This is a genomic window from Pseudomonas sp. FP597 (genome assembly GCF_030687435.1).
Classification (GTDB): Bacteria; Pseudomonadota; Gammaproteobacteria; order Pseudomonadales; family Pseudomonadaceae; genus Aquipseudomonas; species Aquipseudomonas lactucae.
Map to the genome: position 1 here is coordinate 1,512,652 of NZ_CP117432.1, position 26,324 is coordinate 1,538,975.

Here is a 26,324-nt window from a genome sequence, read left to right on the forward strand (position 1 = left end):
ATGAGTGCGCTTTACATGATTGTCGGCACCCTGGTTGCTCTGGGTGTGCTGGTTACCTTCCACGAATTCGGCCACTTCTGGGTGGCGCGTCGTTGCGGCGTCAAGGTACTGCGCTTTTCCGTTGGTTTCGGCATGCCGCTGCTTCGCTGGCACGACCGTCGTGGCACCGAGTTCGTGATTGCGGCTATCCCGTTGGGCGGCTACGTCAAAATGCTCGATGAGCGCGAAGGCGAAGTGCCGGCCGATCAGTTGGACCAATCCTTCAATCGCAAGACCGTTCGTCAGCGTATCGCGATCGTTGCCGCCGGCCCGATTGCCAACTTTCTGTTGGCGATGCTGTTTTTCTGGGTGCTGGCCATGCTGGGCAGCCAGCAGGTGCGTCCGGTCATCGGTGCCGTCGAGGCGGACAGTATCGCCGCGAAGGCCGGCCTCGTGGCGGGTCAGGAAATTGTTTCCATTGATGGCGAACCCACCACGGGCTGGGGCGCGGTCAATTTGCAGTTGGTGCGTCGCCTGGGTGAAAGCGGCACCGTCAATGTCGTGGTGCGCGAGCAGGATTCCAGCGCCGAAACCCCGCGCGCGCTGGCCCTCGACCATTGGCTCAAGGGGGCCGATGAACCTGATCCGATCAAGTCTCTGGGAATTCGCCCTTGGCGCCCAGCATTGCCGCCGGTCCTCGCCGAGCTGGATCCGAAGGGGCCGGCACAGGCCGCAGGTCTGAAAACCGGCGATCGCCTGCTGACCTTGGATGGCCAGACGCTGGGTGACTGGCAGCAAGTGGTCGATCTGGTGCGTGTGCGCCCTGATACCAAAATTGTGTTGAAAATTGAACGTGACGGTGCTCAGCTCGACGTCCCGGTGACCCTGGCTGTTCGCGGGGAAGCCAAGGCGGCCGGGGGTTACCTGGGGGCCGGGGTCAAAAGTCCGGAATGGCCACCATCGATGGTTCGTGAGGTCAGTTTCGGGCCGTTGGCGGCAATTGGCGAGGGTGCAAAACGCACTTGGACCATGAGTGTGCTGACCCTCGAATCCCTCAAGAAAATGTTGTTCGGCGAGCTCTCGGTAAAAAACTTGAGTGGACCGATAACCATTGCTAAAGTGGCGGGCGCTTCTGCCCAGTCGGGTGTCGCGGATTTCCTGAATTTCCTGGCTTATCTGAGTATCAGCCTGGGTGTTCTGAATTTGTTGCCCATTCCAGTATTGGATGGGGGGCATCTGTTGTTTTATCTGGTCGAGTGGGTGCGTGGTCGCCCGTTGTCGGATCGGGTGCAGGGTTGGGGGATACAGATCGGTATCAGTTTGGTGGTTGGGGTGATGTTATTAGCCCTGGTCAACGATCTGGGTCGACTGTAACGCTTCGCTGAATTGCGAATCTGCCGCATTTTGCGGCAGTTTGTTTATTGCCAGTTGGAATAAGAAAGGACTTCATGAAACGTCTGCTGCTAACTGCGGTTCTCACCGTATTGATGATCGCCGAAGTTCACGCCGAGTCCTTCACCATCTCCGATATTCGCGTCAACGGCCTCCAGCGGGTTTCCGCGGGTAGCGTCTTTGGTGCCTTGCCGTTGAACGTCGGGGAACAGGCTGACGACCGTCGCCTGGTGGAATCCACTCGTGCGCTGTTCAAAACCGGTTTCTTTCAAGACATCCAACTGGGTCGCGAAGGCAACGTCCTTGTCATCACCGTCGTCGAGCGACCTTCCGTCGCCAGTATCGAGATCGAAGGCAACAAGGCGATCTCGACTGAAGACCTGATGAAGGGCCTCAAGCAATCCGGCCTTGCGGAGGGCGAGATCTTCCAGCGCGCCACCCTTGAAGGTGTTCGTAACGAACTGCAGCGCCAGTACGTTGCCCAGGGTCGCTACTCCGCGACCGTGGAGACCGAAGTGGTCCCGCAGCCGCGTAACCGTGTCGGCCTCAAGGTCAACATCAACGAAGGCACCGTAGCGGCCATTCAGCACATCAACGTGGTGGGCAACACCAAGTTTGCTGATGAAGACCTGATCGACCTGTTCGAGCTCAAGACCACCAACTGGCTGTCGTTCTTCAAGAACGACGACAAGTACGCTCGTGAAAAACTCTCCGGTGACCTGGAGCGCCTGCGCTCGTACTACCTGGACCGTGGCTATATCAACATGGATATCGCTTCGACCCAGGTGTCCATCACCCCGGACAAGAAGCACGTCTACATCACCGTCAACGTCAACGAAGGCGAGAAGTACAAGGTTCGCGACGTAAAACTCAGTGGCGACCTGAAAGTGCCTGAAGACCAGGTCAAGTCCCTGTTGCTGGTGCAGAAAGACCAGGTGTTCTCGCGCAAGCTGATGACCACCACGTCCGAACTGATCACCCGTCGCCTGGGTAACGAAGGCTATACCTTCGCCAACGTCAACGGCGTACCGACGCCGCACGATGAAGACCACACCGTGGACATCACCTTCGTGGTTGACCCAGGCAAGCGTGCCTACGTAAACCGTATCAACTTCCGTGGCAACACCAAGTCCGAGGACGAAGTGCTGCGTCGTGAAATGCGCCAGATGGAAGGTGGCTGGGCCTCGACCTACCTGATCGACCAGTCCAAGACTCGTCTGGAGCGCCTGGGCTTCTTCAAGGAAGTCAACGTCGAAACCCCGGCCGTACCGGGTGTGGATGACCAGGTCGACGTGAACTACGCGGTAGAGGAACAAGCCTCCGGTTCGATCACCGCCAGCGTTGGTTTTGCACAGAGCGCCGGCCTGATCCTGGGTGGCTCCATTACCCAGAACAACTTCCTCGGTACCGGTAACCGTGTGTCCATCGGCCTGACCCGAAGCGAATACCAGAGCCGCTATAACTTCGGTTATACCGACCCCTACTGGACTGCTGACGGTGTGAGCCTGGGCTACAACGCCTTCTACCGCACCACCGATTACAAAGACCTTGATGTCGACGTTGCAAGCTATGCGATCGACAGCCTCGGTGCGGGTGTCAGCGTTGGCTACCCAATCAGCGAGACGTCGCGTCTGACGTTCGGCCTGACCGCGCAACAGGATGAGATCAAGACCGGTGTGTACACCGTGGATGAGATCTTCGACTTTACCCGTCGCGAAGGTGACAAGTTCCTGAACTTCAAGGCGTCCGCCGGCTGGTCCGAGTCGACCCTGAACAAAGGCGTACTGGCAACCCGTGGCCATTCCCAGAGCCTTACTGCGGAAGTCACCACGCCGGGCAGTGACCTGTCGTTCTTCAAGCTGGACTACCGTGGCCAGTTGTTCCAGCCGCTGAGCGATAACTACACCATGCGCCTGCACACAGAGCTGGGCTATGGCGACGGTTATGGTTCGACCAATGGCCTGCCGTTCTATGAGAACTACTACGCGGGTGGTTTCAACTCGGTACGTGGCTTCAAGGACAGCACTCTCGGTCCGCGTGGTACGCCGAGCCGTGGTGCTGCTGTGACCGGTAACCAGGGCACTAACCCTGACTCCGACAACGACCCGCTGCCGTTCGGTGGTAACGTGTTGATTCAGGGCGGGGCGGAAATCCTGTTCCCGCTGCCATTCGTGAAAGATCAGCGCTCCCTGCGGACTTCGGTCTTCTGGGATGTGGGTAACGTGTTCGACTCCAAGTGCGACCAGATCACCAACCCAAGTGGCGTGAAGTCCAAGACCCAGTGCAACGACGTGAGCCTCAGCAACCTGGCGAGCTCCGTGGGCGTGGGTGTGACCTGGGTGACTGCGCTGGGCCCGTTGAGCTTTGCTCTGGCCATGCCGATCAAGAAACCGGATAACGCTGAAACCCAGATTTTCCAATTCTCCCTCGGCCAGACGTTCTAAGCGTCTGACCCAAGATAACGACAACGGATTCTGTAGGAGTTGCATTGTGCGTAAGTTGACTCAATTGGTTCTGCTGGCCACCGTGCTGGTAACCACCCCGGCCTTCGCCGAAATGAAAATCGCCGTCCTGAACTATCAGATGGCCCTGCTGGAGTCCGACGCGGCCAAGAAATACGCCGTGGACGCCGAGAAAAAATTCGGGCCGCAACTGACCAAGCTCAAGACTCTGGAAAGCAGCGCCAAGGGCATCCAGGATCGTCTGGTAGCCGGTGGTGACAAAATGCAGCAAGGCGAGCGCGAGCGTCTGGAACTTGAATTCAAGCAAAAGGCCCGTGACTACCAGTTCCAGTCCAAGGAGCTGAACGAAGCCAAGGCTGTTGCCGACCGCGAAATGCTCAAGCAGCTCAAGCCTAAGCTCGACAGCGCCGTGGAAGAAGTGATCAAGAAAGGCGCCTTTGACCTGGTGTTCGAGCGTGGCGCAGTGATCGACGTCAAGCCTCAATACGACATCACCCGTCAGGTGATCGAGCGCATGAACCAGCTGAAGTAAGCCATGACCGCGACTATCAAGCTCGGCGAGTTGGCCGAGTTCCTGGGGGCTGCCTTGCGTGGCTCCCCGGAGAAGGAAATTACTGGGCTAGCCACCTTGCAGGAGGCTGGCCCAGCTCAGTTGAGCTTCCTTGCAAATCCTCAATACCGTAAATACCTCACCGACAGCCACGCTGCAGCTGTATTGCTGAAGGCCGCTGACGCTGAAGGGTTTGCCGGGGATGCGCTGGTGGTGGCTGACCCCTATCTGGCGTACGCGCGGGTGTCGCACCTGTTTGATCCGAAACCCAAGGCCGCCGGCGGTATTCATCCATCGGCGGTGATCGCTGACGATGCTCACGTTGACCCTGCGGCGAGCATTGGCGCGTTTGCGGTGATCGAGAGTGGCGCGCGCATTGCGGCAGGTGTAACGGTTGGTGCGCATTGTTTTATTGGTGCGCGCTGCGAAATCGGTGCGGATGGCTGGTTGGCCCCTCGCGTGACCCTTTACCACGATGTGCGTATCGGTGAGCGTGTGGTGATTCAATCCGGTGCGGTGATCGGTGGCGAGGGCTTTGGCTTTGCCAATGCCAAAGGTGTCTGGCACAAGATTGCCCAGGTCGGCGGTGTATTGATCGGCGACGACGTGGAAATTGGTGTCAACACGGCTGTCGATCGCGGGGCCTTGGCCGATACGGTGATCGGTAACGGTGTGAAGCTCGACAACCAGATCCAGATCGCCCACAACGTTCAGATTGGCGATCACACCGCCATGGCGGCGTGCGTGGGGATTTCCGGCAGCACCAAAATCGGCAAGCACTGCATGCTCGCCGGTGGCGTAGGGCTGGTGGGGCATATCGACATTTGCGACAACGTATTCATCACCGGCATGACCATGGTCACTCACTCGATTACCGAGCCTGGGGCCTACTCTTCCGGTACCGCCATGCAGCCTGCGGCTGAATGGCGTAAAAGCGCAGCGCGTTTGAGGCAGCTCGACGACATGGCTAGACGTCTCAAACAGCTGGAAAAGCGTGTTGGGGACGTGACCCCTGGCGGTAATGCTTCATCAGAAGGCTGATACCATTTCCATATCAAGTGCGCACAGCCGCTAGACTTGCCTCCTTGATTTGCTAGCGGGGCGTGCGTTTAGTCGCCCGCCCCCAATCTTTATTACAGGCTTCCCCCCGAAATGATGGACATCAACGAGATTCGCGAATACCTGCCTCACCGTTACCCGTTCCTGCTGGTGGATCGTGTAGTGGACCTCAATGTCGAGGAAAAGCGCATTCGTGCCTACAAGAATGTCAGCATCAACGAACCGTTCTTTAATGGTCACTTCCCTGCGCATCCAATCATGCCGGGCGTATTGATCATCGAAGCAATGGCCCAGGCTGCCGGTATCCTTGGTTTCAAAATGCTCGACCTCAAGCCTGCCGATGGCACGCTTTACTATTTCGTAGGCTCGGACAAATTGCGTTTTCGCAACCCGGTTACCCCAGGTGACCAGTTGATCCTGGAAGCCAAGTTCATCAGCTGCAAGCGCCAGATCTGGAAGTTCGAGTGCCAGGCCTCGGTGGATGGCAAGCCTGTATGCTCCGCCGAGATCATCTGCGCGGAACGCAAACTATGAGTTTGATTGACCCTCGCGCAATCATCGATCCGTCGGCCGTACTGGCCGCCGACGTTGAGGTCGGCCCTTGGTCGATCATCGGCGCAGGTGTGGAAATCGGCGAGGGGACTGTCATCGGGCCGCACGTGATCCTCAAAGGTCCGACCCGCATTGGCAAACACAATCGTATCTACCAGTTCTCGTCGGTAGGCGAAGACACCCCGGACATGAAGTACAAGGGTGAAGAAACACGTCTGGTAATCGGTGACCACAACATCATTCGTGAAGGCGTGACCATTCACCGTGGCACGGTGCAGGATCGTGCCGAAACCACCCTGGGCGATCACAACCTGGTAATGGCTTATGCCCATATCGGCCATGACAGCGTGATCGGCAACCACTGCATCCTGGTCAACAACACTGCGTTGGCTGGTCATGTGCACGTTGATGATTGGGCGATCCTGTCCGGTTTCACCCTGGTGCATCAGTACTGCCATATCGGCGCCCACAGCTTTTCCGGCATGGGTACCGCCATCGGCAAGGACGTTCCAGCGTTTGTGACGGTGTTCGGCAACCCTGCTGAGGCTCGCAGCATGAACTTCGAGGGCATGCGCCGTCGCGGGTTCAGCGAAGACGCCATTCATGCGCTGCGCCGTGCCTACAAAGTGGTGTACCGCCAGGGGCTGACGGTGGACCAGGCATTGGCCCAGCTGACCGAGTCGGCGGCGTTGTTCCCGGAAGTCGCGGTGTTCCGTGACTCGATCCAGGCGTCGACTCGCGGCATCACCCGCTGATCATGGGCAGTTTGCGTATTGCGCTGGTGGCCGGGGAAGCTTCCGGCGATATTCTCGGCGCGGGTCTTATGCGCGCCATCAAGGTTCAGCATCCGGCAGTGGAATTCATCGGTGTCGGTGGGCCATTGATGCAGGCGCAAGGTCTCACCTCCTACTTCCCCATGGAGCGCCTGTCGGTCATGGGCCTGGTGGAGGTGCTGGGTCGCCTGCGTGAATTGCTGGCTCGGCGCAAGCTGCTGATCCAGACGCTGATCGAAGAAAAGCCCGACGTCTTTATCGGAATCGACGCGCCGGACTTCACCCTTAATATCGAACTCAAGTTGCGTCAGGCCGGGATCAAGACCGTGCACTACGTTAGCCCCTCTGTGTGGGCCTGGCGGCAGAAGCGTGTGCTGAAGATCCGCGAAGGCTGTGACCTGATGCTGACGTTGCTGCCCTTCGAGGCCCGATTCTACGAAGAGAAGGGCGTGCCGGTGCGGTTTGTCGGGCATACGTTGGCCGACACCATACCTTTGCAGGCAGACCGCGCAGCGGCGCGTGCCGAGCTGGGCTTGCCCGACGGTCCGCTCGTCGCATTGATGCCGGGCAGTCGCGGTGGCGAAGTCGGCCGTTTGGCCAGCGTGTTTTTTGATGCTGCCGAGCGCCTGCAGGCCCTGAAGCCGGGGGTGCGTTTTGTGCTGCCCTGCGCCAGCCCGCAACGCCGCGCGCAGATCGAAACGTTGCTGGAAGGGCGCAACCTGCCGTTGACGCTGCTCGATGGCCAGTCGCACCTGGCCCTGGCGGCCTGTGATGCGGTGCTGATCGCCTCCGGCACCGCGACCCTGGAGGCGTTGCTGTACAAGCGTCCGATGGTCGTGGCCTATCGCCTGGCGCCATTGACGTTCTGGATCCTCAAGCGCATGGTCAAGAGCCCGTACATCTCCCTGCCCAATTTGCTGGCTCAGCGCCTGTTGGTGCCGGAGTTGTTACAGGACGATGCAACGCCAGACGCCCTTGCACAGACCCTGCTCCCGTTGATCGACGGCGGTGAAGAGCAGACCCGTGGATTTGACGAGATTCATCGCACCTTGCGCCGTGATGCCTCGAATCAGGCGGCGGACGCCGTGTTGACCTTGATCGGCAACAAACAGGAAGCCTTATGAAGACGCAAATGGGCCTGGATTTCAGCCTGGTTGCCCAAGCTCACGAACTGGTGGCCGGTGTTGATGAAGTCGGGCGCGGGCCTTTGTGCGGCGCGGTCGTTACAGCGGCGGTGATCCTCGACCCGAACCGTCCGATCCTCGGCCTCAACGACTCGAAAAAACTCACCGAAGCGCGCCGCGAAAAGCTCTACGACGAGATCTGTGAAAAAGCCCTGAGCTGGCACATCGCCCGGGCCGAAGTCGAAGAAATCGACCAATTGAATATCCTCCACGCCACCATGCTCGCCATGCAGCGCGCCGTGGAAGGCCTGCATATCACGCCAAAAATGGCGATGATCGACGGCAACCGTTGCCCGAAACTGGCCATGCCATCCGAGGCGGTGGTCAAGGGTGATAGCAAGGTTCCAGCCATCGCGGCCGCATCGATTCTGGCCAAGGTCAGCCGTGACCGTGAAATGGCCGCATTCGAGTTGATCTACCCCGGCTACGGCATCGGCGGCCACAAAGGCTACCCGACGCCCGTTCATCTGGAAGCCCTGGCCCGCCTTGGCCCCACGCCTATCCACCGGCGCTCCTTTGCCCCGGTGCGCCAGGCTTATGAGCTGCGCGAGAACCTCAGCGAGGTTTAGTCGCGAGGCTGATGTTTTTGCCAAGGCCCGGTACAATCCGGGCCTTGTTGTTTCCACGTATAAAGACAGGATCACTATGCCGGCTTCATTCGTTCACCTGCGCCTGCACACTGAGTACTCCCTGGTCGACGGCCTGGTACGGATCAAACCGCTGGTTAAAACCCTGGTGGGCATGAACATGCCTGCGGTCGCGGTGACCGATCAGAACAACATGTGTTCCCTGGTCAAGTTCTACAAGAATGCCATGGGCGCCGGTATCAAGCCGATCTGCGGTGCCGACCTGTGGCTGTCCAACAAAGACCCGGATAATGCCTTGAGCCGCATCAGCCTGCTGGCGATGAACGGTGTGGGCTATCGCAACCTCACCGAGCTGATTTCCCGTGGCTTTATCGATGGTCAACGCAACGGTTCGGTCATCATCGAACGCGAATGGGTTGCCGAGGCCAGCGAAGGCCTGATCATGCTGTCGGCCGCCAAAGAGGGCGAGATCGGTCTCGCGTTGCTGGGCGGCAACCCTCAGGAAGCCGAAGTGCTTGCGAAGGAGTGGATGCAGGTCTTTCCCGACCGTTTCTACCTGGAAGTGCAGCGCACCAACCGGCCCAATGATGAAGAGCACCTGCACGCCGCCGTCGCCCTGGCCGACAAACTCGGTGCGCCGCTGGTCGCGACCAACGATGTGCGCTTTATCAAGAAGGAAGATTTCGAAGCCCACGAAACCCGCGTGTGCATCGGTGAAGGCCGTGCCCTGGATGACCCGCGTCGCTCCAAGAATTACAGCGAAGAGCAGTACCTCAAAAGCGCCGAGGAAATGGCCGAGTTGTTCAGTGACCTGCCCGAGGCCCTGGAAAACTCCGTCGAGATCGCCAAGCGCTGCAACATTGAAGTGAAGCTGGGCAAACACTTCCTGCCCAACTTTCCGATCCCCGATGGCATGACCATCGACGAGTATTTCCGCAAGGTGTCGTTTGAGGGCCTGGAAGAGCGTCTCTCGGTCCTGTTGCCCAAGGACACCACCGAAGATTACGAGGCCAAGCGCCAGGTCTACGTCGACCGGCTGAACTTCGAGCTGGATATCATCATCCAGATGGGCTTCCCCGGTTACTTCCTGATCGTCATGGACTTTATCCAGTGGGCCAAAAGCAACGGTGTACCGGTCGGCCCGGGCCGTGGGTCGGGTGCCGGCTCGCTGGTGGCCTATGTGCAGAAGATCACCGACCTCGACCCGCTGGAATATGACCTGCTGTTCGAACGGTTCCTGAACCCGGAACGGGTCTCCATGCCCGACTTTGACGTCGACTTCTGCATGGACGGTCGCGACCGTGTGATCGAATACGTGGCCGAGAAATATGGTCGCAACGCGGTCAGCCAGATCATCACTTTCGGTTCCATGGCCGCAAAAGCAGTAATCCGCGACGTGGCGCGGGTGCAGGGCAAGTCCTACGGCCTGGCGGATCGCCTGTCGAAGATGATCCCGTTCGAAGTCGGCATGACTCTCGAAAAGGCCTACGAGCAGGAAGAAATCCTGCGCGATTTCATCAAGGTCGATGAGGAAGCCGCCGAAATCTGGGAAATGGCGCGCAAGCTCGAAGGCGTGGTGCGTAACGTCGGTAAACACGCCGGTGGCGTGGTGATCGCGCCGACCAAGCTCACTGACTTCTCGCCGATCTATTGCGATGAAGAAGGCGACGGCCTGGTCACCCAGTTCGACAAGGACGATGTGGAGGCGGCCGGCCTGGTGAAGTTCGACTTCCTGGGCCTGCGGACCCTGACGATCATCGACTGGGCACTCAAGACCATCAACCGCGACCGCGCCAAGGTTGGCGAGGCACCGCTGGATATCGCGTTTATCCCGCTGGACGACAAACCGACCTACAGCCTGCTGCAAAAGGCCGAAACCACGGCGGTGTTCCAGCTTGAGTCGCGCGGTATGAAGGAGCTGATCAAAAAGCTCAAGCCCGACTGCCTGGAAGACTTGATCGCACTGGTGGCCCTGTTCCGTCCGGGCCCGCTGCAATCAGGCATGGTTGATGACTTTATCAACCGTAAGCACGGCCGCGCCGAACTGGCGTACCCGCACTCCGATTACCAGTACGAAGGCCTCAAGCCGGTACTGGCGCCGACCTACGGCATCATCCTGTATCAGGAACAGGTGATGCAGATCGCCCAGGTAATGGCGGGTTATACCCTCGGCGGCGCGGACATGCTGCGTCGAGCCATGGGTAAGAAGAAACCCGAAGAAATGGCCAAGCAGCGCGGCGGTTTCATTGAAGGGTGCGCCACCAACAATATCGACGCCGACCTGGCCGGTAACATTTTCGACCTGGTAGAGAAATTCGCCGGTTACGGCTTCAACAAATCCCACTCCGCCGCCTACGGCCTGGTGTCGTACCAGACCGCCTGGCTGAAGGCCCACTACCCGGCGCCGTTCATGGCGGCGGTACTCTCGGCGGATATGCACAACACCGACAAGGTCGTGACCTTGATCGAAGAAGTGCGCACCATGAAACTGCGCCTCGACGCGCCGGACGTGAACGCCTCGGAGTTCAAGTTCACGGTGAACGACGAAGGTCGCATCATCTATGGCCTGGGCGCGATCAAGGGCGTGGGCGAAGGCCCGGTGGAAGCGATCACCGAAGCGCGTCAGGACGGCCCGTTCAAGGACCTGTTCGACTTCTGCGCACGGGTTGACCTCAAGCGCATCAACAAGCGAACCCTCGATGGCTTGATCCGCAGCGGCGCGCTGGACCGTCTTGGCCCGTATTTCCATGACGAGCCAAAGGCGTATCAAGCGAATATCGACCGCAACCGCGCGGTGCTGCTCACCGCCATGGAAGAGGCGATCAAGGCCGCCGAACAAACCGCCCGCACCCATGACAGCGGTCACGCCGACCTGTTTGGCGGGCTATTCGTCGAGGAGGACGCGGATGTGTACGCCAACCATCGCAAGGCTAAGGATCTGACCCTCAAGGAGCGTCTCAAGGGTGAGAAAGACACCTTGGGCCTGTACCTCACCGGGCACCCGATTGACGAGTACGAAGGCGAGATTCGCCGTTTCGCCCGTCAGCGCATCATCGACCTCAAACCTGCGCGCGACACCCAGACCGTCGCCGGCATGATCATCGCCCTGCGGGTGATGAAGAACAAAAAGGGCGACAAGATGGGTTTCATCACCCTTGACGACCGTTCGGGCCGCATCGAGGCGTCGCTGTTTGCCGACGCTTTCCACTCGGCGCAGTCGCTGTTGCAGACCGATGCCATGGTGGTGGTGGAAGGCGAGGTCAGTAATGATGACTTCTCCGGCGGCCTGCGCCTGCGCATCAAGCGGGTGATGAGCATGGAAGATGCGCGCACCAACCTCGCCGAGAGCCTGCGCTTGAAGGTGAAAACCGAAGCGCTCAAGGGCGATCAGCTACGCTGGTTGGGTGACCTGCTCAAGCGGCACCGTGGTGCGTGCCCGGTGACCATGGAGTACACCGGCAACGACGCCAAGGCGATGTTGCAGTTCGGCGAGACCTGGCGAATTGATCCGGCGGATGGCTTGATTCAAGCATTGCGTGACCAGTTCGGCCGTGACAACGTCTTCCTCCAATACCGTTGACGGTCTCGCGATAGCATTTCGCCTGATCTTGACTGAACATTTAATCTCGACCTAAACGCGCCTCTCCCTTAAGGTAGGGCGCGAATAGACAACCGGCTGGCCAGGCTCACCCTGGCCGTCGACCCAAGACGGACGCTTATGAACCCGAATTTTCTTGATTTCGAACAGCCGATCGCTGACCTGCAAGCCAAGATCGAAGAACTGCGCCTGGTCGGCAATGACAATTCGCTGAATATCGGCGATGAGATCGCTCGCCTGCAAGACAAGAGCAGCACGCTCACCGAGGACATCTTCGGCAAGCTGACCAGCTGGCAGATCGCGCGTCTGGCTCGCCATCCGCGCCGCCCGTACACCCTGGACTACATTCAGCATATCTTTACCGAGTTCGATGAGCTGCATGGCGACCGCCACTTCTCTGACGACGCGGCCATCGTTGGCGGTATTGCTCGCCTGGACGACCAGCCGGTGATGGTGATCGGTCATCAGAAAGGCCGTGAAGTACGCGAAAAAGTACGTCGCAACTTCGGTATGCCGCGTCCTGAAGGCTACCGCAAGGCGTGCCGCCTGATGGAAATGGCCGAACGCTTCAAGATGCCGATCCTGACTTTCATCGACACACCGGGTGCTTACCCAGGCATCGACGCCGAAGAGCGTAACCAGAGCGAAGCGATTGCCTGGAACCTGCGTGTCATGTCCCGCCTGAAGACTCCGATCATCGCCACTGTGATTGGTGAGGGTGGTTCCGGCGGTGCATTGGCCATTGGCGTCTGCGACCAACTGAACATGCTGCAATATTCGACCTACGCGGTGATCTCGCCGGAAGGTTGCGCCTCGATCCTGTGGAAAACCGCCGAAAAGGCGCCGGACGCTGCCGAAGCCATGGGCATCACCGCCGATCGCCTCAAAGGCCTGGGAATCGTCGACAAAGTGATCGCCGAGCCACTGGGCGGCGCCCACCGCGACCCGGCTGCTGCTGCCGCGACCATCCGTGCCGAGTTGGGTTCGCAGCTGGCGATGCTCAAAAAGCTGGATAACGAAGCGTTGCTGGCCCGTCGTTACGAGCGCCTGATGAGCTACGGTCTCTAACCTCGCAGCGGTACTCATGTGGGAGGGGGCTTGCTCCCGATAGCTGCTAGGTAAGGCTATCGGGAGCAAGCCCTCTCCCACATTTGCTTTGTGTATGCTGAGTTATCGCGTTCCAGATTGATGGCGGTATTTGTCCATGAAGCCCCTGTTAACCGCCAAACTCCTGCAAACCCTGGCCCCTTGGCGCGACGCCCCGGCCTGGCACGTCGCATTCTCTGGTGGCCTTGATTCCACCGTCCTGCTGCACTTGTTGGCCTCCCTGGCAAAAACCGAAACGCTCCCGCCCCTCAGTGCCGTGCATATTCATCATGGCTTGCAAGCGGCGGCTGACGCCTGGCCCGGTCATTGCCAGTCGGTATGCGACGGTCTGGGCGTGCCCTTGCGCGTGATGCGCGTCCAGGTCCAACCCGGCGCCAGCCCTGAGCGTGCGGCCCGTGACGCGCGTTACCAGGCATTTACCGAGGTAACGGGGGCAGGGGAGGTGTTGCTGACAGGCCAGCATCGCGACGATCAGGCAGAAACCTTGCTGTTTCGCCTGCTGCGTGGCGCGGGGGTGCGAGGGTTGGCGGCAATGCCCGCGCATCGACGGTTGGCGGGTGGTCATCTGGTGCGGCCGCTGCTGGATGTATCGCGGGTTGCATTGGAAAACTATGCCGATGCGCATCAGTTGCAGTGGATCGAGGATCCTTCCAACGCCGATCCACGCTTCTCGCGCAATTACCTGCGTCACCGCGTCTTCCCGACACTCACCGAACGTTGGCCGCAAGCCGTTTCAAACCTGGCCCGTGCTGTCGAACACCTCGACGAAGCCCAGGGCCTGCTGGACGAGTTGGCGTGCATGGACCTGAAAACCGCCGATCAACCTTCGCCGTTTCCCTGGTTGCCTTTGCCGTCACTGGCTCTCACGCCGTTACGCGAGCTTTCCGACGCCCGTCAGCGCAACGCCCTGCGTCATTGGCTGACGCCTCTGACCCGCTTACCCGACAGCGACCACTGGGCCAGTTGGCGTTCTCTGTGCGATGCCAAGGGCGACGCACAGCCTGTGTGGTGCCTGGCGGACGGTGAGTTGCACCGTTGCGGCGGGCGTCTCTGGTGGTTGCCCTGCGCATTCTCGGAATTTTCCGACGCGGCTGTGAGCTGGCCCGATCCGCAAACTCCCTTGGAGTTGCCCGGCAATGGCCGTCTGGAATTGAGCGGCGAGGTGCCTGAAGGCCCGCTGCAGGTCCGTTATCGCCAGGGCGGCGAAATGCTTGAAGTGCCCGGCCGAGGCCGGCGTGACTTGAAGCGCCTGCTTAACGAAAGTGGGTTGCCGGGCTTCATCCGTGGCAGATTGCCGCTGCTGTATCAGGGGCAGCAATTGCTCGGCGTGCCCAACCTAACTGGGCGCTGGGCCGCCTCAAGTGAAGGCTGGCAATTACATTGGATGCCACAGACCTGCGATCAAGGTTTGAGCTGATAGCGCCTTTCCGGTAGACTACGCTCCCTTCTTGATACAACTTCTGTGGATTCGCCTGAATCGCAGCAGTTGCCGATTACCAAGCAGTCTTTGCTGGGCGATTCCGAAAAATGTGTAGCGATCAACGTACCGGTGTTCCATTGCTGGTCTGTCACAACGCGGCGGTTTTTTTGAAAGGTGCACTGTGATTAATGCAGGTGATCGGGGGCTTCGGCCTCTCTTCGCTTTCCCCGGCGGCTCGGACCGCTTTAACGCAGACTTCTAGGGTTTTTCATGACGCGCTACATATTCGTCACGGGCGGTGTTGTTTCTTCATTGGGGAAAGGCATTGCCTCCGCTTCATTGGCGGCCATCCTGGAGGCGCGGGGGCTTAAAGTCACCATGCTCAAGCTGGACCCGTACATCAACGTCGACCCGGGCACCATGAGCCCGTTCCAGCACGGTGAAGTGTTCGTCACACATGACGGCGCCGAGACCGACCTGGACCTGGGCCATTACGAGCGGTTCATCCGCACGACCATGACCCAGAACAACAACTTCACCACAGGCCGTGTCTACGAGCACGTGCTGCGCAAGGAGCGCCGTGGTGACTACCTGGGTGCAACCATCCAGGTGATCCCGCACATCACCGACGAAATCAAGCGCCGCATCATCAAGGGCGCAGGCGATGCCGACGTGGCGATGGTCGAGATCGGTGGCACCGTGGGTGACATCGAATCCCAACCGTTCCTCGAAGCCATCCGCCAATTGCGTTTCGAAGTCGGCGCCAAGCGCGCGATGCTGATGCACCTGACACTGGTGCCGTACATCGCCACCGCCGGCGAAACCAAAACCAAGCCTACCCAGCACTCGGTCAAGGAACTGCGTTCCATCGGCCTGCAGCCGGACGTGCTGGTGTGCCGCTCCGATCACCCGATCGACATTTCCTCGCGTCGCAAGATCGCCCAGTTCACCAACGTTGAAGAGCGCGCGGTGATTGCCCTGGAAGACGCCGATACCATCTACAAGATCCCGGGGATCCTGCATTCCCAAGGCCTGGATGATTTTGTCGTCGAGCGTTTCGGCCTGCAATGCGGCGGCGCGGATCTGTCCGAGTGGGAAGCCGTGGTCGACGCCAAGCTCAACCCTGAGCACGAAGTCACCATCGCCATGGTCGGCAAGTACATGGAGCTGCTGGATGCTTACAAGTCGCTGATCGAAGCGATGAGTCACGCCGGGATCAGCAACCGTACCAAGGTCAACCTGCGCTATATCGATTCCGAAGACATCGAGAACCAGGGCACCGCGCTGCTCGAAGGTGTCGATGCGATCCTCGTGCCAGGCGGTTTCGGCCTGCGTGGCGTGGAAGGCAAGATCACTGCCGTGCAGTTCGCGCGTGAAAACAAAGTGCCGTATCTGGGTATCTGCCTGGGCATGCAAGTGGCCGTCATCGAGTTCGCCCGTAACGTGCTGGGCTGGAAAGACGCCAACTCCACCGAGTTCGACGGCAAGAGCGGCCACCCGGTCGTGGGCCTGATCACCGAGTGGGAAGACGCCACCGGCGCCGTTGAAACCCGTACCGAAAGCTCCGACCTGGGCGGCACCATGCGCCTTGGCGCACAGGACTGCCTGTTGGAGCCGGGCTCGCTGGTTCACGATTGCTACGGCAAGGACGTGATCGTCGAGCGTCATCGTCATCGCTACGAAGTGAACAACAACCTGCTGCCGCAGATCAAAGAGGCCGGCCTGAAAATTTCCGGTCGCTCCGGTGACGGCGCGCTGGTTGAAGTGGTTGAAGCACCGGATCATCCATGGTTCGTCGCTTGCCAGTTCCACCCTGAGTTCACCTCGACGCCACGTGACGGCCACCCACTGTTCAGCGGTTTCGTCAAGGCGGCACTGACGCAACACCAGAAGAAGGCGTAAACCTGATGGCCCAGAAGATCATTCGTGTCGGCGACATCGAAATCGCCAACGACAAGCCCATGGTGCTGTTCGGCGGCATGAACGTGCTGGAAAGCCGTGACATGGCGATGCAGGTCTGTGAAGAGTACGTAAAGGTTACCCAGAAACTGGGTATCCCGTATGTGTTCAAGGCCAGCTTCGACAAGGCCAACCGTTCGTCGGTGACCTCCTATCGCGGCCCAGGCCTTGAGGAAGGCATGCGGATCTTCCAGGACATCAAGCAAGCTTTCGGTGTGCCGATCATCACCGACGTCCACGAGCCCGAGCAGGCTGCCGTGGTCGCCGAAGTGTGCGACATCATCCAGTTGCCGGCCTTCCTGTCGCGCCAGACCGACCTGGTCGTGGCGATGGCCAAGACCGGCGCGGTGATCAATATCAAGAAAGCCCAGTTCCTTGCGCCCCAGGAGATGAAACACATCCTGAACAAGTGCGTGGAAGCGGGTAACGACCAGTTGATCCTTTGCGAGCGGGGTTCGAGCTTCGGCTACAACAACCTCGTGGTGGACATGCTCGGTTTCGGCATCATGAAGCAGTTCGAGTACCCGGTGTTCTTCGACGTGACCCACGCGCTGCAAATGCCCGGTGGTCGTGCCGATTCCGCCGGTGGGCGCCGTGCCCAGGTGTTGGACCTGGCCAAGGCCGGCCTCAGCCAGTCCCTGGCCGGCCTGTTCCTGGAAGCCCACCCGGACCCGGACAACGCCAAATGCGACGGCCCATGTGCCCTGCGCCTGGACAAGTTGGAACCATTCCTGGCCCAGCTCAAGCAGTTGGACGAACTGGTCAAGAGTTTTCCGACGGTAGAGACCGCGTAAGCGTCGTTTCTCCGGTAGACTTTCCCACGCTTTCTGCTCAGGCCCTCGGGCCTGAGCCTTGTCGCCTGCAAGCCTGCCCCGTTGTTCCACCCTTGCGGTCGGTCAAAAGTTTCCCTTCAGCTGCGTCGTTTTCGTCAACTTTGGAGTGTTTACAACAATGGCAAAAATCGTCGACATCAAAGGTCGTGAAGTTCTCGACTCCCGTGGCAACCCCACCGTCGAAGCCGACGTGCTTCTCGATAACGGCATCATCGGCAGCGCCTGCGCGCCGTCCGGTGCTTCCACAGGTTCGCGCGAAGCGCTGGAACTGCGTGATGGCGACAAGAGCCGTTACCTGGGCAAGGGAGTGCTCAAGGCGGTAGCCAACATCAATGGCCCGATTCGTGACCTGTTGCTGGGCAAGGATCCGCTGGACCAGAAAGCCCTGGACCACGCGATGATCGCGCTCGATGGCACCGAAAACAAAGGCAGCCTGGGCGCCAACGCCATCCTCGCCGTGTCCCTGGCTGCCGCCAAGGCCGCCGCCCAGGACCAGGACCTGCCGCTGTACGCGCACATTGCCAACCTGAACGGTACACCGGGTGTTTACTCGATGCCGGTGCCGATGATGAACATCATCAATGGTGGCGAGCACGCCGATAACAACGTCGATATCCAGGAATTCATGGTGCAGCCGGTGGGTGCCAAGAGCTTCTCCGAAGGCCTGCGCATGGGTACCGAGATTTTCCATCACCTCAAGGCTGTATTGAAGGCGCGTGGCCTGAGCACTGCCGTGGGTGATGAAGGTGGTTTCGCACCGAACCTGGCGTCCAACGAAGATGCGCTGAAAGTCATCTCCGAAGCCGTGGCCAACGCAGGTTACACACTGGGCACCGACGTGACCCTGGCCCTGGATTGCGCGGCCAGCGAGTTCTATGAAGACGGCAAGTACAACCTGTCCGGCGAAGGCCAGGTGTTCAACTCCGAAGGTTTCGCCGACTACCTCAAGGGCCTGACCCAGCGCTATCCGATCATCTCGATCGAAGACGGCCTGGACGAGTCCGACTGGGACGGCTGGAAAATCCTCACCGACAAAATCGGCGAGAAAGTCCAACTGGTGGGCGACGACCTGTTCGTCACCAACACCAAGATTCTGAAAGAAGGCATCGATAAAAAGATCGCCAACTCGATCCTGATCAAGTTCAACCAGATCGGTACCCTGACCGAAACCCTGGAAGCGATCCAGATGGCCAAGGCTGCGGGCTACACTGCCGTGATCTCCCACCGCTCCGGCGAAACCGAAGACTCGACCATTGCCGACCTGGCCGTGGGCACTTCGGCGGGCCAGATCAAGACCGGTTCCCTGTGCCGTTCCGATCGTGTTTCCAAGTACAACCAATTGCTGCGTATCGAAGAGCAACTGGCGGGTAAGGCCAAGTACAACGGTCGCGGCGAGTTTCGCGGCTGATCGCTACATGATGAAAAAAATGGTAAAAGGTCGGCGGATTGCGTCGGAAAATTCACGATAGTGAACATTTCGGCGCTAATCTGATGGCTATCAAGCACAAGCCTGGTTATTCCAGGCTTCGTGCTATCAGTTGCTACAAAAGTTTTACATGGCGGTCTTTTTTCACTGGATACCCGATATTCGATGCGCAGTCCCAATTGGTTGTTCCTCGTCTTGCTCTTGTTGCTGGCCGGCCTGCAATACCGCCTATGGGTGGGTAATGGCAGCTTCGCGCAGGTAAAAGACCTGACCCAGCAAATTGCCGACCAGCATGCCGAAAACGAACGCCTGCTGGAGCGCAACCGCGTCCTCGACGCCGAAGTGCTTGAGCTGAAGAAAGGCACGGAGACCGTTGAAGAGCGGGCTCGTCATGAATTGGGCATGGTGAAGGAGGGCGAAACCCTCTACCAGTTGGCCCAATGAGCAACAGTTTGCCGGCCTTCTGGGCCGTGATTCCTGCCGCGGGCGTCGGTGCCCGTATGGCCGCGGACCGTCCCAAGCAATATTTGCAGCTCGGTGGACGCACTATTCTCGAACACAGCCTTGGCTGTTTTCTCGATCACCCAGACCTCAAGGGGCTGGTGGTCAGTCTGGCCTGCGATGATCCCTATTGGCCCACGCTGGCCTGTGCCGTTGACCCACGTATCCAGCGTGCGGAGGGTGATTCAGAGCGCTCGGGCTCGGTACTCAATGCACTGCTGCACTTGAACGCCCTGGGCGCCAGTGATGACGACTGGGTGCTGGTGCATGATGCTGCCCGGCCCAATTTGAGCCGTGATGATCTCGACAAACTGTTAAGCGAACTGGCCGATGATCCTGTCGGTGGCTTGCTGGCCGTGCCGGCCCGCGACACCCTTAAACGCGTCGACAAGCACGGCCGGGTGGTGGAAACCGTCGACCGCAGCTTGATCTGGCAAGCCTACACGCCGCAAATGTTCCGCCTCGGTGCTTTGCACCGCGCATTGGCCGACAGCCTGGTGGCTGACGCTGTCATCACCGACGAAGCCTCGGCCATGGAATGGTCCGGCCAGGCGCCACGCCTGATCGAAGGGCGCTCGGACAATATCAAGGTGACCCGACCGGAGGACCTTGAGTGGTTGCGGTTGCGCTGGGCGAATCGGCGGTAATCAGCGAAACCGCTATAGGGAGCAAGCCCCACCTTTGAATGTGTTCAGAGCTCAAAATGTGGGAGGGGCGGTGCGACGATTCGACTTGCTCCCGATGACGGCCCGCCTGAACAGCACACAATCAACCGCAGTACTCCGGTCTCTCAGCCAACCCTTCCTTCAAGAAACCCACCAACTTGCGAACCTTCGGCGACAAATGCCGCTGCTGCGGATACAGCGCCCATACCGCGGTATTCGGCGGCTGATGCGCCTCCAGCAACGACACCAGCGCCCCACTGTGCAAATGCTGCAGCACGTAATAATCCGGCAACTGGCACAACCCCACCCCTTGCAGCGCTGCATCCAGTACCGCTTGCCCACTGTTGCAGCGCCAGTTTCCCTGGACACGCTGGGAAAATTCGCGCCCATCCTGAGCCATTTGCCAGATATCCGAACTGCCGATCAGGCAGTTATGCCGGCTCAGTTCCGACAAACTATGAGGGCGCCCATACCGTTCCAGGTAGGACGGTGATGCACACACGTACATCCGGCGGGGCGCCAGGCGGCTGGCAACCATGCTTGAGTCAGAAAGGCGCCCCAGGCGAATCGCCAGGTCCAGACCTTCGTGTACCAGGTCGAGTTGGCGGTTGCTCAGTTCAATATCCACCCGCAGCTGTGGATAAAGCCCCATGAACCGCGTCACCAGCGGCACGATGAAACGTTCTCCATAGGCCACGGCGCAGGTCATGCGCAACATGCCTTTGGGTTCGCTGGCCAGGTCGCCGACCGCGCGCAGCGCTTCTTCGCGGCCGTCTTGCAGGCGTTGGCAATGCTGGAGGAAGGTTTGTCCGGCTTCTGTCAGGGTGACTTTGCGCGTACTGCGATACAGCAAACGGGTTTGCAGACGTTCTTCCAAGCGTGCGACCTGGCGACTGATATGGGACGAGGATACGCCGAGGCGTTCGGCTGCGGCGGTAAATTGGCTGCATTCGGCCACGGCGACGAACTCGTCAATGCCTTCCCAGCGGTTCTCCAGCATGAGGATTGTCCCTGTATGGCAATAATGTTTTGCTTTGTGCTGGATTATTAATCAATGAGCGGTGTTTTACACTGTTCTTCTCAATTTTCAGTGCCTGGAGAAACCCGGATGATCAAGTCACGCGCCGCTGTCGCCTTTGAAGCCAAAAAACCGCTGGAGATCGTAGAAGTAGATGTCGCCATGCCCAAGGCCGGCGAAGTCCTGCTGCGCGTGGTGGCTTCCGGCGTATGCCACACCGACGCCTACACCCTGTCGGGCGCGGACCCGGAAGGTATCTTCCCGTCCATCCTCGGTCACGAAGGCGGTGCCGTGGTTGAAGCGATCGGCGAGGGCGTCACCTCGGTTGCCGTGGGCGATCATGTGATCCCGCTTTACACCCCGGAATGTGGCAAGTGCAAATTCTGCCTTTCGGGCAAGACCAACCTGTGCCAGGCCATTCGCTCCACCCAAGGTAAAGGCCTGATGCCCGACGGCACCACGCGTTTCTCCTACAAGGGTCAGCCGATTTTCCACTACATGGGCACCTCGACGTTCTCCGAGTACACCGTATTGCCGGAAATTTCCGTGGCTAAGATTCCTAAGGAAGCGCCGCTGGAAAAAGTCTGCCTGCTCGGTTGCGGTGTCACCACGGGTATCGGTGCGGTGATCAATACCGCCAAGGTCAAGCCCGGCGATACCGTGGCCATCTTCGGCCTCGGCGGTATCGGTTTGTCGGCGGTGATCGGTGCGGTCAAGGCCAAGGCCGGTCGCATCATCGCCATTGACATCAACCCGGCCAAGTTCGAAATCGCCAAGCAATTGGGCGCCACCGACTGCATTAACCCGAAAGACTACGACCGCCCGATCCAGGACGTGATCGTCGATTTGACCGACGGCGGCGTGGACTTTTCCTTCGAATGCATCGGCAACGTGCAACTGATGCGCGCCGCCCTTGAGTGCTGCCACAAAGGCTGGGGTGAGTCGGTGATCATCGGTGTGGCCGGTGCTGGCCAGGAAATCGCCACCCGTCCGTTCCAACTGGTGACTGGTCGTGTCTGGCGCGGTTCGGCCTTCGGTGGCGTACGCGGCCGTACCGAATTGCCAAGCTATGTGGAAATGGCCCAGAACGGCGAGATCCCACTCGACACGTTCATTACCCACACCATGGGCCTGGAAGACATCAACAAAGCGTTTGACCTGATGCATGAAGGCAAGAGCATTCGTACCGTCATCCACTTCTGAGGTCGGCCATGAGTCTGGAGAATCTGTCGTGCCAGAAAAGCTTCGGCGGCTGGCATAAACGCTACAAGCATCATTCGGATGTGCTCGGTTGCGACATGACGTTTGCCGTCTACCTGCCGCCGCAAGCGGAGCAGGGCGGTAAGTTGCCGGTGCTGTACTGGCTGTCCGGGTTGACCTGCACCGATGAAAACTTCATGCAGAAGGCTGGCGCCCAGCGCATGGCCGCCGAGCTGGGGCTGATCATCGTCGCGCCGGACACCAGCCCGCGCGGCCCCGGAGTGCCGGGTGACCCTGACAACGCCTGGGACTTCGGCCTGGGCGCCGGTTTTTACCTGAATGCCACCCAGGAACCTTGGGCCAAGCACTATCGGATGCATGACTACGTGGTGCAGGAATTGCCGGCGTTGGTTGAAGCGCATTTTCCGGCTTCGGATAAACGCGGCATCAGCGGTCACTCCATGGGCGGTCACGGTGCGTTGGTATGTGCCTTGCGCAATCCTGGGCGCTACCTGTCGGTGTCGGCGTTTTCGCCGATCAACAACCCGATGGATTGCCCGTGGGGTCAGAAAGCCTTCTCCCGTTACCTGGGCGAAGAGCGCTCGAAGTGGCGTGAATGGGATGCCTGCGTGTTGATCAGCGAAGCTTCGCAAAAGCTGCCGCTGCTGGTGGACCAGGGCGACCGCGACGACTTCCTCGCCGTGCAACTCAAGCCTGAAGCCTTGCAACAAGCGGCCAAGGCCGCCGGGCATCCGCTCGAACTGCGCCTGCAACCCGGCTATGACCACAGCTACTTCTTCATCGCCAGCTTCATCGAAGACCATTTGCGACACCATGGCCGTGCTTTGCTCGGTTAATGTGCGGCAAAAGTAGGTAGAATCACGCCCTGAATAAAATCGGGGCGTTTTTTTTTATGCGTATTGGCCACGGCTACGATGTGCACCGTTTCGCTGAAGGCGATTTCATCACCCTGGGCGGCGTGCGTATTGCACACCACCATGGGTTGTTGGCTCATTCCGACGGCGACGTTGTGTTGCATGCCTTGAGCGATGCCTTGCTCGGCGCGGCGGCGTTGGGTGATATCGGCAAGCACTTTCCGGACACCGACCCGACGTTCAAGGGCGCGGACAGCCGCGTGTTGCTGCGCCATGTGGTCGGCCTGATCCATGCCATGGGCTGGAAGGTCGCTAACGTCGACAACACCATCGTGGCCCAGGCGCCGAAAATGGCGCCTCACATTGAATCGATGCGCGCACTGATTGCCGCCGACCTGAACATTGAATTGGATCAAGTGAACGTGAAAGCCACCACTACCGAAAAGCTCGGGTTTACCGGTCGTGAAGAGGGCATTGCGGTGCACTCCGTCGCCTTGTTGCTGCGCGCATGAATGATCTGGAACTGTTGGGCCCGCGTGCCTATGGCGACGCCTTGGGCAGCGCCGTCCTGAAGGCCACCGCCGAAGATTTCCAGGTCGACGAAGTGCTGGATATTCCGCTGACCGGCGACGGCGAGCACCTGTGGTTGTGGGTGGAAAAGCGTGGCCTGAACACCGAGGAAGCCGCGCGCCGTATCGCCAAGGCCGCCGGCGTGCCGTTGCGCACCGTCAGCTATGCCGGGCTCAAGGACCGCCAGGCGCTGACCCGCCAGTGGTTCAGCGTGCAGTTGCCGGGCAAGGCGGATCCGGACATGAGCGCTGCGCAAAACGACACCCTCAAAATCCTGAAAACCGCGCGGCACAAACGCAAGCTGCAGCGTGGCGCACATTCGGCCAACGGGTTTACCCTGCGCCTGACTCAATTGACCGGCGATCATGCGGCTATCGACGCACGCTTGCAGTTGATCGCCCAGCATGGCATTCCCAACTATTTTGGTGCTCAGCGTTTTGGTCATAACGGCGGCAATGTGGTTGACGCCCGTGAGTGGGCCGCGCGCAAGGCCTTGCCCGAACAGCGCAATGTGCGTTCGCGGTTGCTGTCCACCGCGCGCAGTTTTCTGTTTAACAAGGTATTGGCGGCGCGCGTTGCCGACGGTTCCTGGCAACGGGCCCAGGTCGGCGACTTGCTGGCGTTTACCGACAGCCGCAGTTTTTTCCCGGCGGGCGAAGCTGAATGCAGCGACCCGCGCCTGGCGATCCTCGACCTGCACCCGACCGGGCCGCAATGGGGTGAGGGCGATTCGCCCGCGACCGGCGCGACCCATGAGCTGGAACAGGCGATTGCCGCCAGCGAAGCCGACCTGCGCGATTGGCTGGTGAATGCCGGCATGAGCCAGGAACGTCGCATTCTGCGGCTGCCCATTGGCGGGTTGACGTGGCATTATCCCGGGCCTGACATTCTGCAATTGGAATTCGTCCTGCCGGCCGGATGCTTCGCCACTGTCTTGGTGCGCGAGCTTGTTGATCTGGTGCCGGTGGGGCAGACGGACAGCCCATGCGTATTCTGATATCAAACGATGACGGTGCCACCGCACCCGGTCTTGCCGCGCTTCATGCTGCGCTGGCAGATTATGCCGAGTGCGTGGTGGTTGCCCCCGACCAGGACAAGAGCGGCGCCAGCAGTTCGCTGACGCTCGACCGTCCCCTGCACCCGCAGGTTCTGGCCAATGGCTTTATCAGCGTGAATGGTACCCCCACCGACTGCGTGCACCTGGCGATCAACAGTCTGCTTGCGCAGGAGCCGGACCTGGTGGTGTCGGGCATCAATCTCGGGGCAAACCTGGGCGATGACGTGCTGTATTCCGGTACCGTGGCCGCAGCCCTTGAAGCACGCTTCCTGGGCCGCACCTCGTTCGCGTTTTCCCTGGCTTCACGCCAACTCGACAACCTGCCCACCGCCGCCTATTTCGCGCGCAAGCTGGTGGAGGCCCATGGCTCCCTGGACTTGCCGCCGCGCACGGTGCTCAACGTCAATATTCCCAATTTGCCCCTTGATCACATTCGCGGTATCCAGCTGACACGCCTTGGCCATCGCGCCCGGGCGACGGCCCCGTTGAAGGTGGTCGACCCGCGAGGCAAGGAAGGCTATTGGATTGCCGCGGCGGGCGACGCCGAAGACGGTGGCGAGGGCACGGACTTTCATGCGGTGATGCAAGGCTATGTGTCGATTACCCCGTTGCAACTCGATCGCACCTTCAGTGATGCCTTCCGTGGTCTCGATGGCTGGCTGGAGGGGCTGCGCTGATGGCTCGTGAACAAGACGACCTGCTGCGTCGCGGCATCGGGATGACCTCCCAGCGTACCCGTGAGCGTTTGATCCAGCGCCTGTACGAAGAAGGCCTGTCCAACGCCCAGGTGCTGGAAGTGATCCGCCGCACGCCGCGCCATCTGTTTGTGGATGAGGCCCTGGCCCATCGGGCCTATGAAGACACGGCGTTACCCATCGGCCATAACCAGACCATCTCCCAGCCTTACATGGTTGCGCGCATGAGCGAGCTGCTGCTGGCGGCGGGGCCGTTGGACAAGGTGTTGGAGATCGGCACCGGTTCCGGCTACCAGACCGCTGTGCTGTCGCAGCTGGTGGAGCGGGTGTTCTCGGTGGAGCGCATCAAGGTGCTGCAGGACCGTGCCAAGGAGCGTCTGGTGGAGCTCAATCTGCGTAACGTGGTATTCCGCTGGGGTGATGGCTGGGAAGGCTGGCCGGCACTGGCGCCTTATAACGGTATCATCGTGACGGCCGTGGCCACTGATGTTCCGCAGGCGTTGCTCGACCAACTGGCGCCGGGCGGGCGCCTGGTCATCCCGGTGGGCTCCGGCGAAGTGCAACAATTGATGCTTATCGTGCGTGAAGATGACGGTTTTTCCCGGCATGTACTGGGTGCCGTACGCTTTGTGCCGTTGCTCAACGGCCCGTTGGCCTGATCAATTTTCGTCGGCAGTGAATTCTGTTGATAGGGATGTGTCTTACGGCGGGGTCTATCAAGTCAACATGATGGCCGCAGTGATTCAACACGCTGAATGATTCGTTTCAGTCGTGTGCCGGTAAAACTTCAATGCCCAGTTATACTTGCGTCACATTTCAAGCCTGATACAGGCGTTCATATTCAGCCACCACAAAGGGAGCG

The 26,324-nt window shown here is 59.8% G+C and carries 23 protein-coding genes; 22 read left to right on the forward strand and 1 reads right to left on the reverse strand.

All coding sequences use genetic code 11. The features are described from left to right. From rseP to ispD, 16 genes are all read left to right on the forward strand, one after another. On the forward strand, window positions 1-1,353 hold the full coding sequence (gene rseP / locus PSH66_RS06935; RefSeq protein WP_141064269.1) for a sigma E protease regulator RseP: 1,353 nt from the start codon (window positions 1-3) through the stop codon (window positions 1,351-1,353). 74 nt (window positions 1,354-1,427) lie between these two features. Beyond that, a complete protein-coding gene (bamA, locus tag PSH66_RS06940; protein ID WP_003172278.1) occupies window positions 1,428-3,815 on the forward strand; it encodes an outer membrane protein assembly factor BamA in 2,388 nt (795 codons plus the stop codon). A gap of 46 nt (window positions 3,816-3,861) precedes the next feature. Next, complete coding sequence (locus PSH66_RS06945; protein ID WP_003172279.1) at window positions 3,862-4,365, forward strand: OmpH family outer membrane protein; 504 nt, start codon at window positions 3,862-3,864, stop codon at window positions 4,363-4,365. A 3-nt stretch (window positions 4,366-4,368) separates the two neighbouring features. After that, on the forward strand, window positions 4,369-5,424 hold the full coding sequence (lpxD, locus tag PSH66_RS06950) for a UDP-3-O-(3-hydroxymyristoyl)glucosamine N-acyltransferase (RefSeq protein ID WP_141064268.1): 1,056 nt from the start codon (window positions 4,369-4,371) through the stop codon (window positions 5,422-5,424). 111 nt (window positions 5,425-5,535) lie between these two features. Beyond that, window positions 5,536-5,976, forward strand: coding sequence for a 3-hydroxyacyl-ACP dehydratase FabZ (gene fabZ / locus PSH66_RS06955; RefSeq protein WP_003172281.1), 441 nt, complete (start codon window positions 5,536-5,538; stop codon window positions 5,974-5,976). Continuing rightward, on the forward strand, window positions 5,973-6,749 hold the full coding sequence (gene lpxA / locus PSH66_RS06960) for an acyl-ACP--UDP-N-acetylglucosamine O-acyltransferase (protein WP_003172282.1): 777 nt from the start codon (window positions 5,973-5,975) through the stop codon (window positions 6,747-6,749). The genes fabZ and lpxA overlap by 4 nt, the downstream gene beginning before the upstream one ends. Before the next feature lie 2 nt (window positions 6,750-6,751). Then, window positions 6,752-7,891, forward strand: coding sequence for a lipid-A-disaccharide synthase (gene lpxB / locus PSH66_RS06965; RefSeq protein WP_003172284.1), 1,140 nt, complete (start codon window positions 6,752-6,754; stop codon window positions 7,889-7,891). Beyond that, window positions 7,888-8,520: a ribonuclease HII gene (rnhB, locus tag PSH66_RS06970; RefSeq protein ID WP_003172285.1), complete on the forward strand. Its 633-nt coding sequence runs from the start codon at window positions 7,888-7,890 to the stop codon at window positions 8,518-8,520. Before lpxB ends, rnhB begins: the two co-directional genes overlap by 4 nt. Window positions 8,521-8,596: 76 nt before the next feature. Continuing rightward, complete coding sequence (dnaE, locus tag PSH66_RS06975; RefSeq protein ID WP_305428623.1) at window positions 8,597-12,118, forward strand: DNA polymerase III subunit alpha; 3,522 nt, start codon at window positions 8,597-8,599, stop codon at window positions 12,116-12,118. A gap of 138 nt (window positions 12,119-12,256) precedes the next feature. Continuing rightward, the gene (locus tag PSH66_RS06980; protein WP_003172288.1) at window positions 12,257-13,204 is read left to right on the forward strand and encodes an acetyl-CoA carboxylase carboxyltransferase subunit alpha; all 948 of its coding nucleotides are present in this window, start codon (window positions 12,257-12,259) and stop codon (window positions 13,202-13,204) included. A 136-nt stretch (window positions 13,205-13,340) separates the two neighbouring features. Continuing rightward, complete coding sequence (gene tilS, locus PSH66_RS06985; protein WP_305428624.1) at window positions 13,341-14,660, forward strand: tRNA lysidine(34) synthetase TilS; 1,320 nt, start codon at window positions 13,341-13,343, stop codon at window positions 14,658-14,660. A 273-nt stretch (window positions 14,661-14,933) separates the two neighbouring features. After that, the gene (locus PSH66_RS06990; RefSeq protein WP_078731881.1) at window positions 14,934-16,565 is read left to right on the forward strand and encodes a CTP synthase; all 1,632 of its coding nucleotides are present in this window, start codon (window positions 14,934-14,936) and stop codon (window positions 16,563-16,565) included. 5 nt (window positions 16,566-16,570) lie between these two features. After that, window positions 16,571-17,416 carry a 3-deoxy-8-phosphooctulonate synthase gene (gene kdsA / locus PSH66_RS06995; RefSeq protein ID WP_003172292.1) on the forward strand — a complete coding sequence of 282 codons (846 nt, stop codon included), beginning with the start codon at window positions 16,571-16,573 and terminating at the stop codon, window positions 17,414-17,416. Window positions 17,417-17,573: 157 nt separating this feature from the next. Continuing rightward, the gene (gene eno, locus PSH66_RS07000) at window positions 17,574-18,863 is read left to right on the forward strand and encodes a phosphopyruvate hydratase (RefSeq protein ID WP_003172293.1); all 1,290 of its coding nucleotides are present in this window, start codon (window positions 17,574-17,576) and stop codon (window positions 18,861-18,863) included. A 183-nt stretch (window positions 18,864-19,046) separates the two neighbouring features. Beyond that, window positions 19,047-19,325 carry a cell division protein FtsB gene (gene ftsB / locus PSH66_RS07005; RefSeq protein WP_003172294.1) on the forward strand — a complete coding sequence of 93 codons (279 nt, stop codon included), beginning with the start codon at window positions 19,047-19,049 and terminating at the stop codon, window positions 19,323-19,325. Next, a complete protein-coding gene (ispD, locus tag PSH66_RS07010; RefSeq protein WP_305428625.1) occupies window positions 19,322-20,029 on the forward strand; it encodes a 2-C-methyl-D-erythritol 4-phosphate cytidylyltransferase in 708 nt (235 codons plus the stop codon). The genes ftsB and ispD overlap by 4 nt, the downstream gene beginning before the upstream one ends. A gap of 121 nt (window positions 20,030-20,150) precedes the next feature. On the opposite strand, the gene PSH66_RS07015 is transcribed toward ispD, so the two are convergent. Further along, window positions 20,151-21,047, reverse strand: a complete 897-nt coding sequence (locus PSH66_RS07015; RefSeq protein WP_305428626.1) for a LysR substrate-binding domain-containing protein — start codon at window positions 21,045-21,047, stop codon at window positions 20,151-20,153. A gap of 108 nt (window positions 21,048-21,155) precedes the next feature. Between PSH66_RS07015 and PSH66_RS07020 the strand changes: the two genes are divergently transcribed. The 6 genes from PSH66_RS07020 to PSH66_RS07045 are packed head-to-tail and all read left to right on the forward strand — an operon-like array spanning window position 21,156 to window position 26,121. Continuing rightward, window positions 21,156-22,268 carry an S-(hydroxymethyl)glutathione dehydrogenase/class III alcohol dehydrogenase gene (locus PSH66_RS07020; RefSeq protein ID WP_042944300.1) on the forward strand — a complete coding sequence of 371 codons (1,113 nt, stop codon included), beginning with the start codon at window positions 21,156-21,158 and terminating at the stop codon, window positions 22,266-22,268. 8 nt (window positions 22,269-22,276) lie between these two features. After that, complete coding sequence (gene fghA / locus PSH66_RS07025; protein WP_003172299.1) at window positions 22,277-23,122, forward strand: S-formylglutathione hydrolase; 846 nt, start codon at window positions 22,277-22,279, stop codon at window positions 23,120-23,122. A 56-nt stretch (window positions 23,123-23,178) separates the two neighbouring features. Then, window positions 23,179-23,652: a 2-C-methyl-D-erythritol 2,4-cyclodiphosphate synthase gene (gene ispF / locus PSH66_RS07030; protein ID WP_305428627.1), complete on the forward strand. Its 474-nt coding sequence runs from the start codon at window positions 23,179-23,181 to the stop codon at window positions 23,650-23,652. Beyond that, window positions 23,649-24,707, forward strand: coding sequence for a tRNA pseudouridine(13) synthase TruD (truD, locus tag PSH66_RS07035; RefSeq protein WP_305428628.1), 1,059 nt, complete (start codon window positions 23,649-23,651; stop codon window positions 24,705-24,707). The genes ispF and truD overlap by 4 nt, the downstream gene beginning before the upstream one ends. Further along, window positions 24,695-25,444 carry a 5'/3'-nucleotidase SurE gene (gene surE, locus PSH66_RS07040; protein WP_003172302.1) on the forward strand — a complete coding sequence of 250 codons (750 nt, stop codon included), beginning with the start codon at window positions 24,695-24,697 and terminating at the stop codon, window positions 25,442-25,444. The genes truD and surE overlap by 13 nt, the downstream gene beginning before the upstream one ends. Window positions 25,445-25,485: 41 nt before the next feature. Further along, window positions 25,486-26,121 (forward strand): protein-L-isoaspartate(D-aspartate) O-methyltransferase, encoded by a 636-nt coding sequence (locus tag PSH66_RS07045; RefSeq protein ID WP_169899534.1) that lies wholly within the window; start codon window positions 25,486-25,488, stop codon window positions 26,119-26,121. Window positions 26,122-26,324: the final 203 nt, after the last annotated feature.

Bases quoted from the DNA above. Each gene is read 5' to 3' on its own strand.
- eno (WP_003172293.1), top strand. From the start codon at position 17,574: ATGGCAAAAATCGTCGACATCAAAGGTCGTGAAGTTCTCGACTCCCGT.
- PSH66_RS06990 (WP_078731881.1), top strand. From the start codon at position 14,934: ATGACGCGCTACATATTCGTCACGGGCGGTGTTGTTTCTTCATTGGGG.
- kdsA (WP_003172292.1), top strand. From the start codon at position 16,571: ATGGCCCAGAAGATCATTCGTGTCGGCGACATCGAAATCGCCAACGAC.
- ispD (WP_305428625.1), top strand. From the start codon at position 19,322: ATGAGCAACAGTTTGCCGGCCTTCTGGGCCGTGATTCCTGCCGCGGGC.
- PSH66_RS07020 (WP_042944300.1), top strand. From the start codon at position 21,156: ATGATCAAGTCACGCGCCGCTGTCGCCTTTGAAGCCAAAAAACCGCTG.
- PSH66_RS06980 (WP_003172288.1), top strand. From the start codon at position 12,257: ATGAACCCGAATTTTCTTGATTTCGAACAGCCGATCGCTGACCTGCAA.
- surE (WP_003172302.1), top strand. From the start codon at position 24,695: ATGCGTATTCTGATATCAAACGATGACGGTGCCACCGCACCCGGTCTT.
- lpxD (WP_141064268.1), top strand. From the start codon at position 4,369: ATGACCGCGACTATCAAGCTCGGCGAGTTGGCCGAGTTCCTGGGGGCT.
- truD (WP_305428628.1), top strand. From the start codon at position 23,649: ATGAATGATCTGGAACTGTTGGGCCCGCGTGCCTATGGCGACGCCTTG.
- rnhB (WP_003172285.1), top strand. From the start codon at position 7,888: ATGAAGACGCAAATGGGCCTGGATTTCAGCCTGGTTGCCCAAGCTCAC.
- dnaE (WP_305428623.1), top strand. From the start codon at position 8,597: ATGCCGGCTTCATTCGTTCACCTGCGCCTGCACACTGAGTACTCCCTG.
- lpxB (WP_003172284.1), top strand. From the start codon at position 6,752: ATGGGCAGTTTGCGTATTGCGCTGGTGGCCGGGGAAGCTTCCGGCGAT.
- ispF (WP_305428627.1), top strand. From the start codon at position 23,179: ATGCGTATTGGCCACGGCTACGATGTGCACCGTTTCGCTGAAGGCGAT.
- PSH66_RS07045 (WP_169899534.1), top strand. From the start codon at position 25,486: ATGACCTCCCAGCGTACCCGTGAGCGTTTGATCCAGCGCCTGTACGAA.
- lpxA (WP_003172282.1), top strand. From the start codon at position 5,973: ATGAGTTTGATTGACCCTCGCGCAATCATCGATCCGTCGGCCGTACTG.
- bamA (WP_003172278.1), top strand. From the start codon at position 1,428: ATGAAACGTCTGCTGCTAACTGCGGTTCTCACCGTATTGATGATCGCC.
- fabZ (WP_003172281.1), top strand. From the start codon at position 5,536: ATGATGGACATCAACGAGATTCGCGAATACCTGCCTCACCGTTACCCG.
- rseP (WP_141064269.1), top strand. From the start codon at position 1: ATGAGTGCGCTTTACATGATTGTCGGCACCCTGGTTGCTCTGGGTGTG.
- tilS (WP_305428624.1), top strand. From the start codon at position 13,341: ATGAAGCCCCTGTTAACCGCCAAACTCCTGCAAACCCTGGCCCCTTGG.
- fghA (WP_003172299.1), top strand. From the start codon at position 22,277: ATGAGTCTGGAGAATCTGTCGTGCCAGAAAAGCTTCGGCGGCTGGCAT.
- ftsB (WP_003172294.1), top strand. From the start codon at position 19,047: ATGCGCAGTCCCAATTGGTTGTTCCTCGTCTTGCTCTTGTTGCTGGCC.
- PSH66_RS07015 (WP_305428626.1), bottom strand. From the start codon at position 21,047: ATGCTGGAGAACCGCTGGGAAGGCATTGACGAGTTCGTCGCCGTGGCC.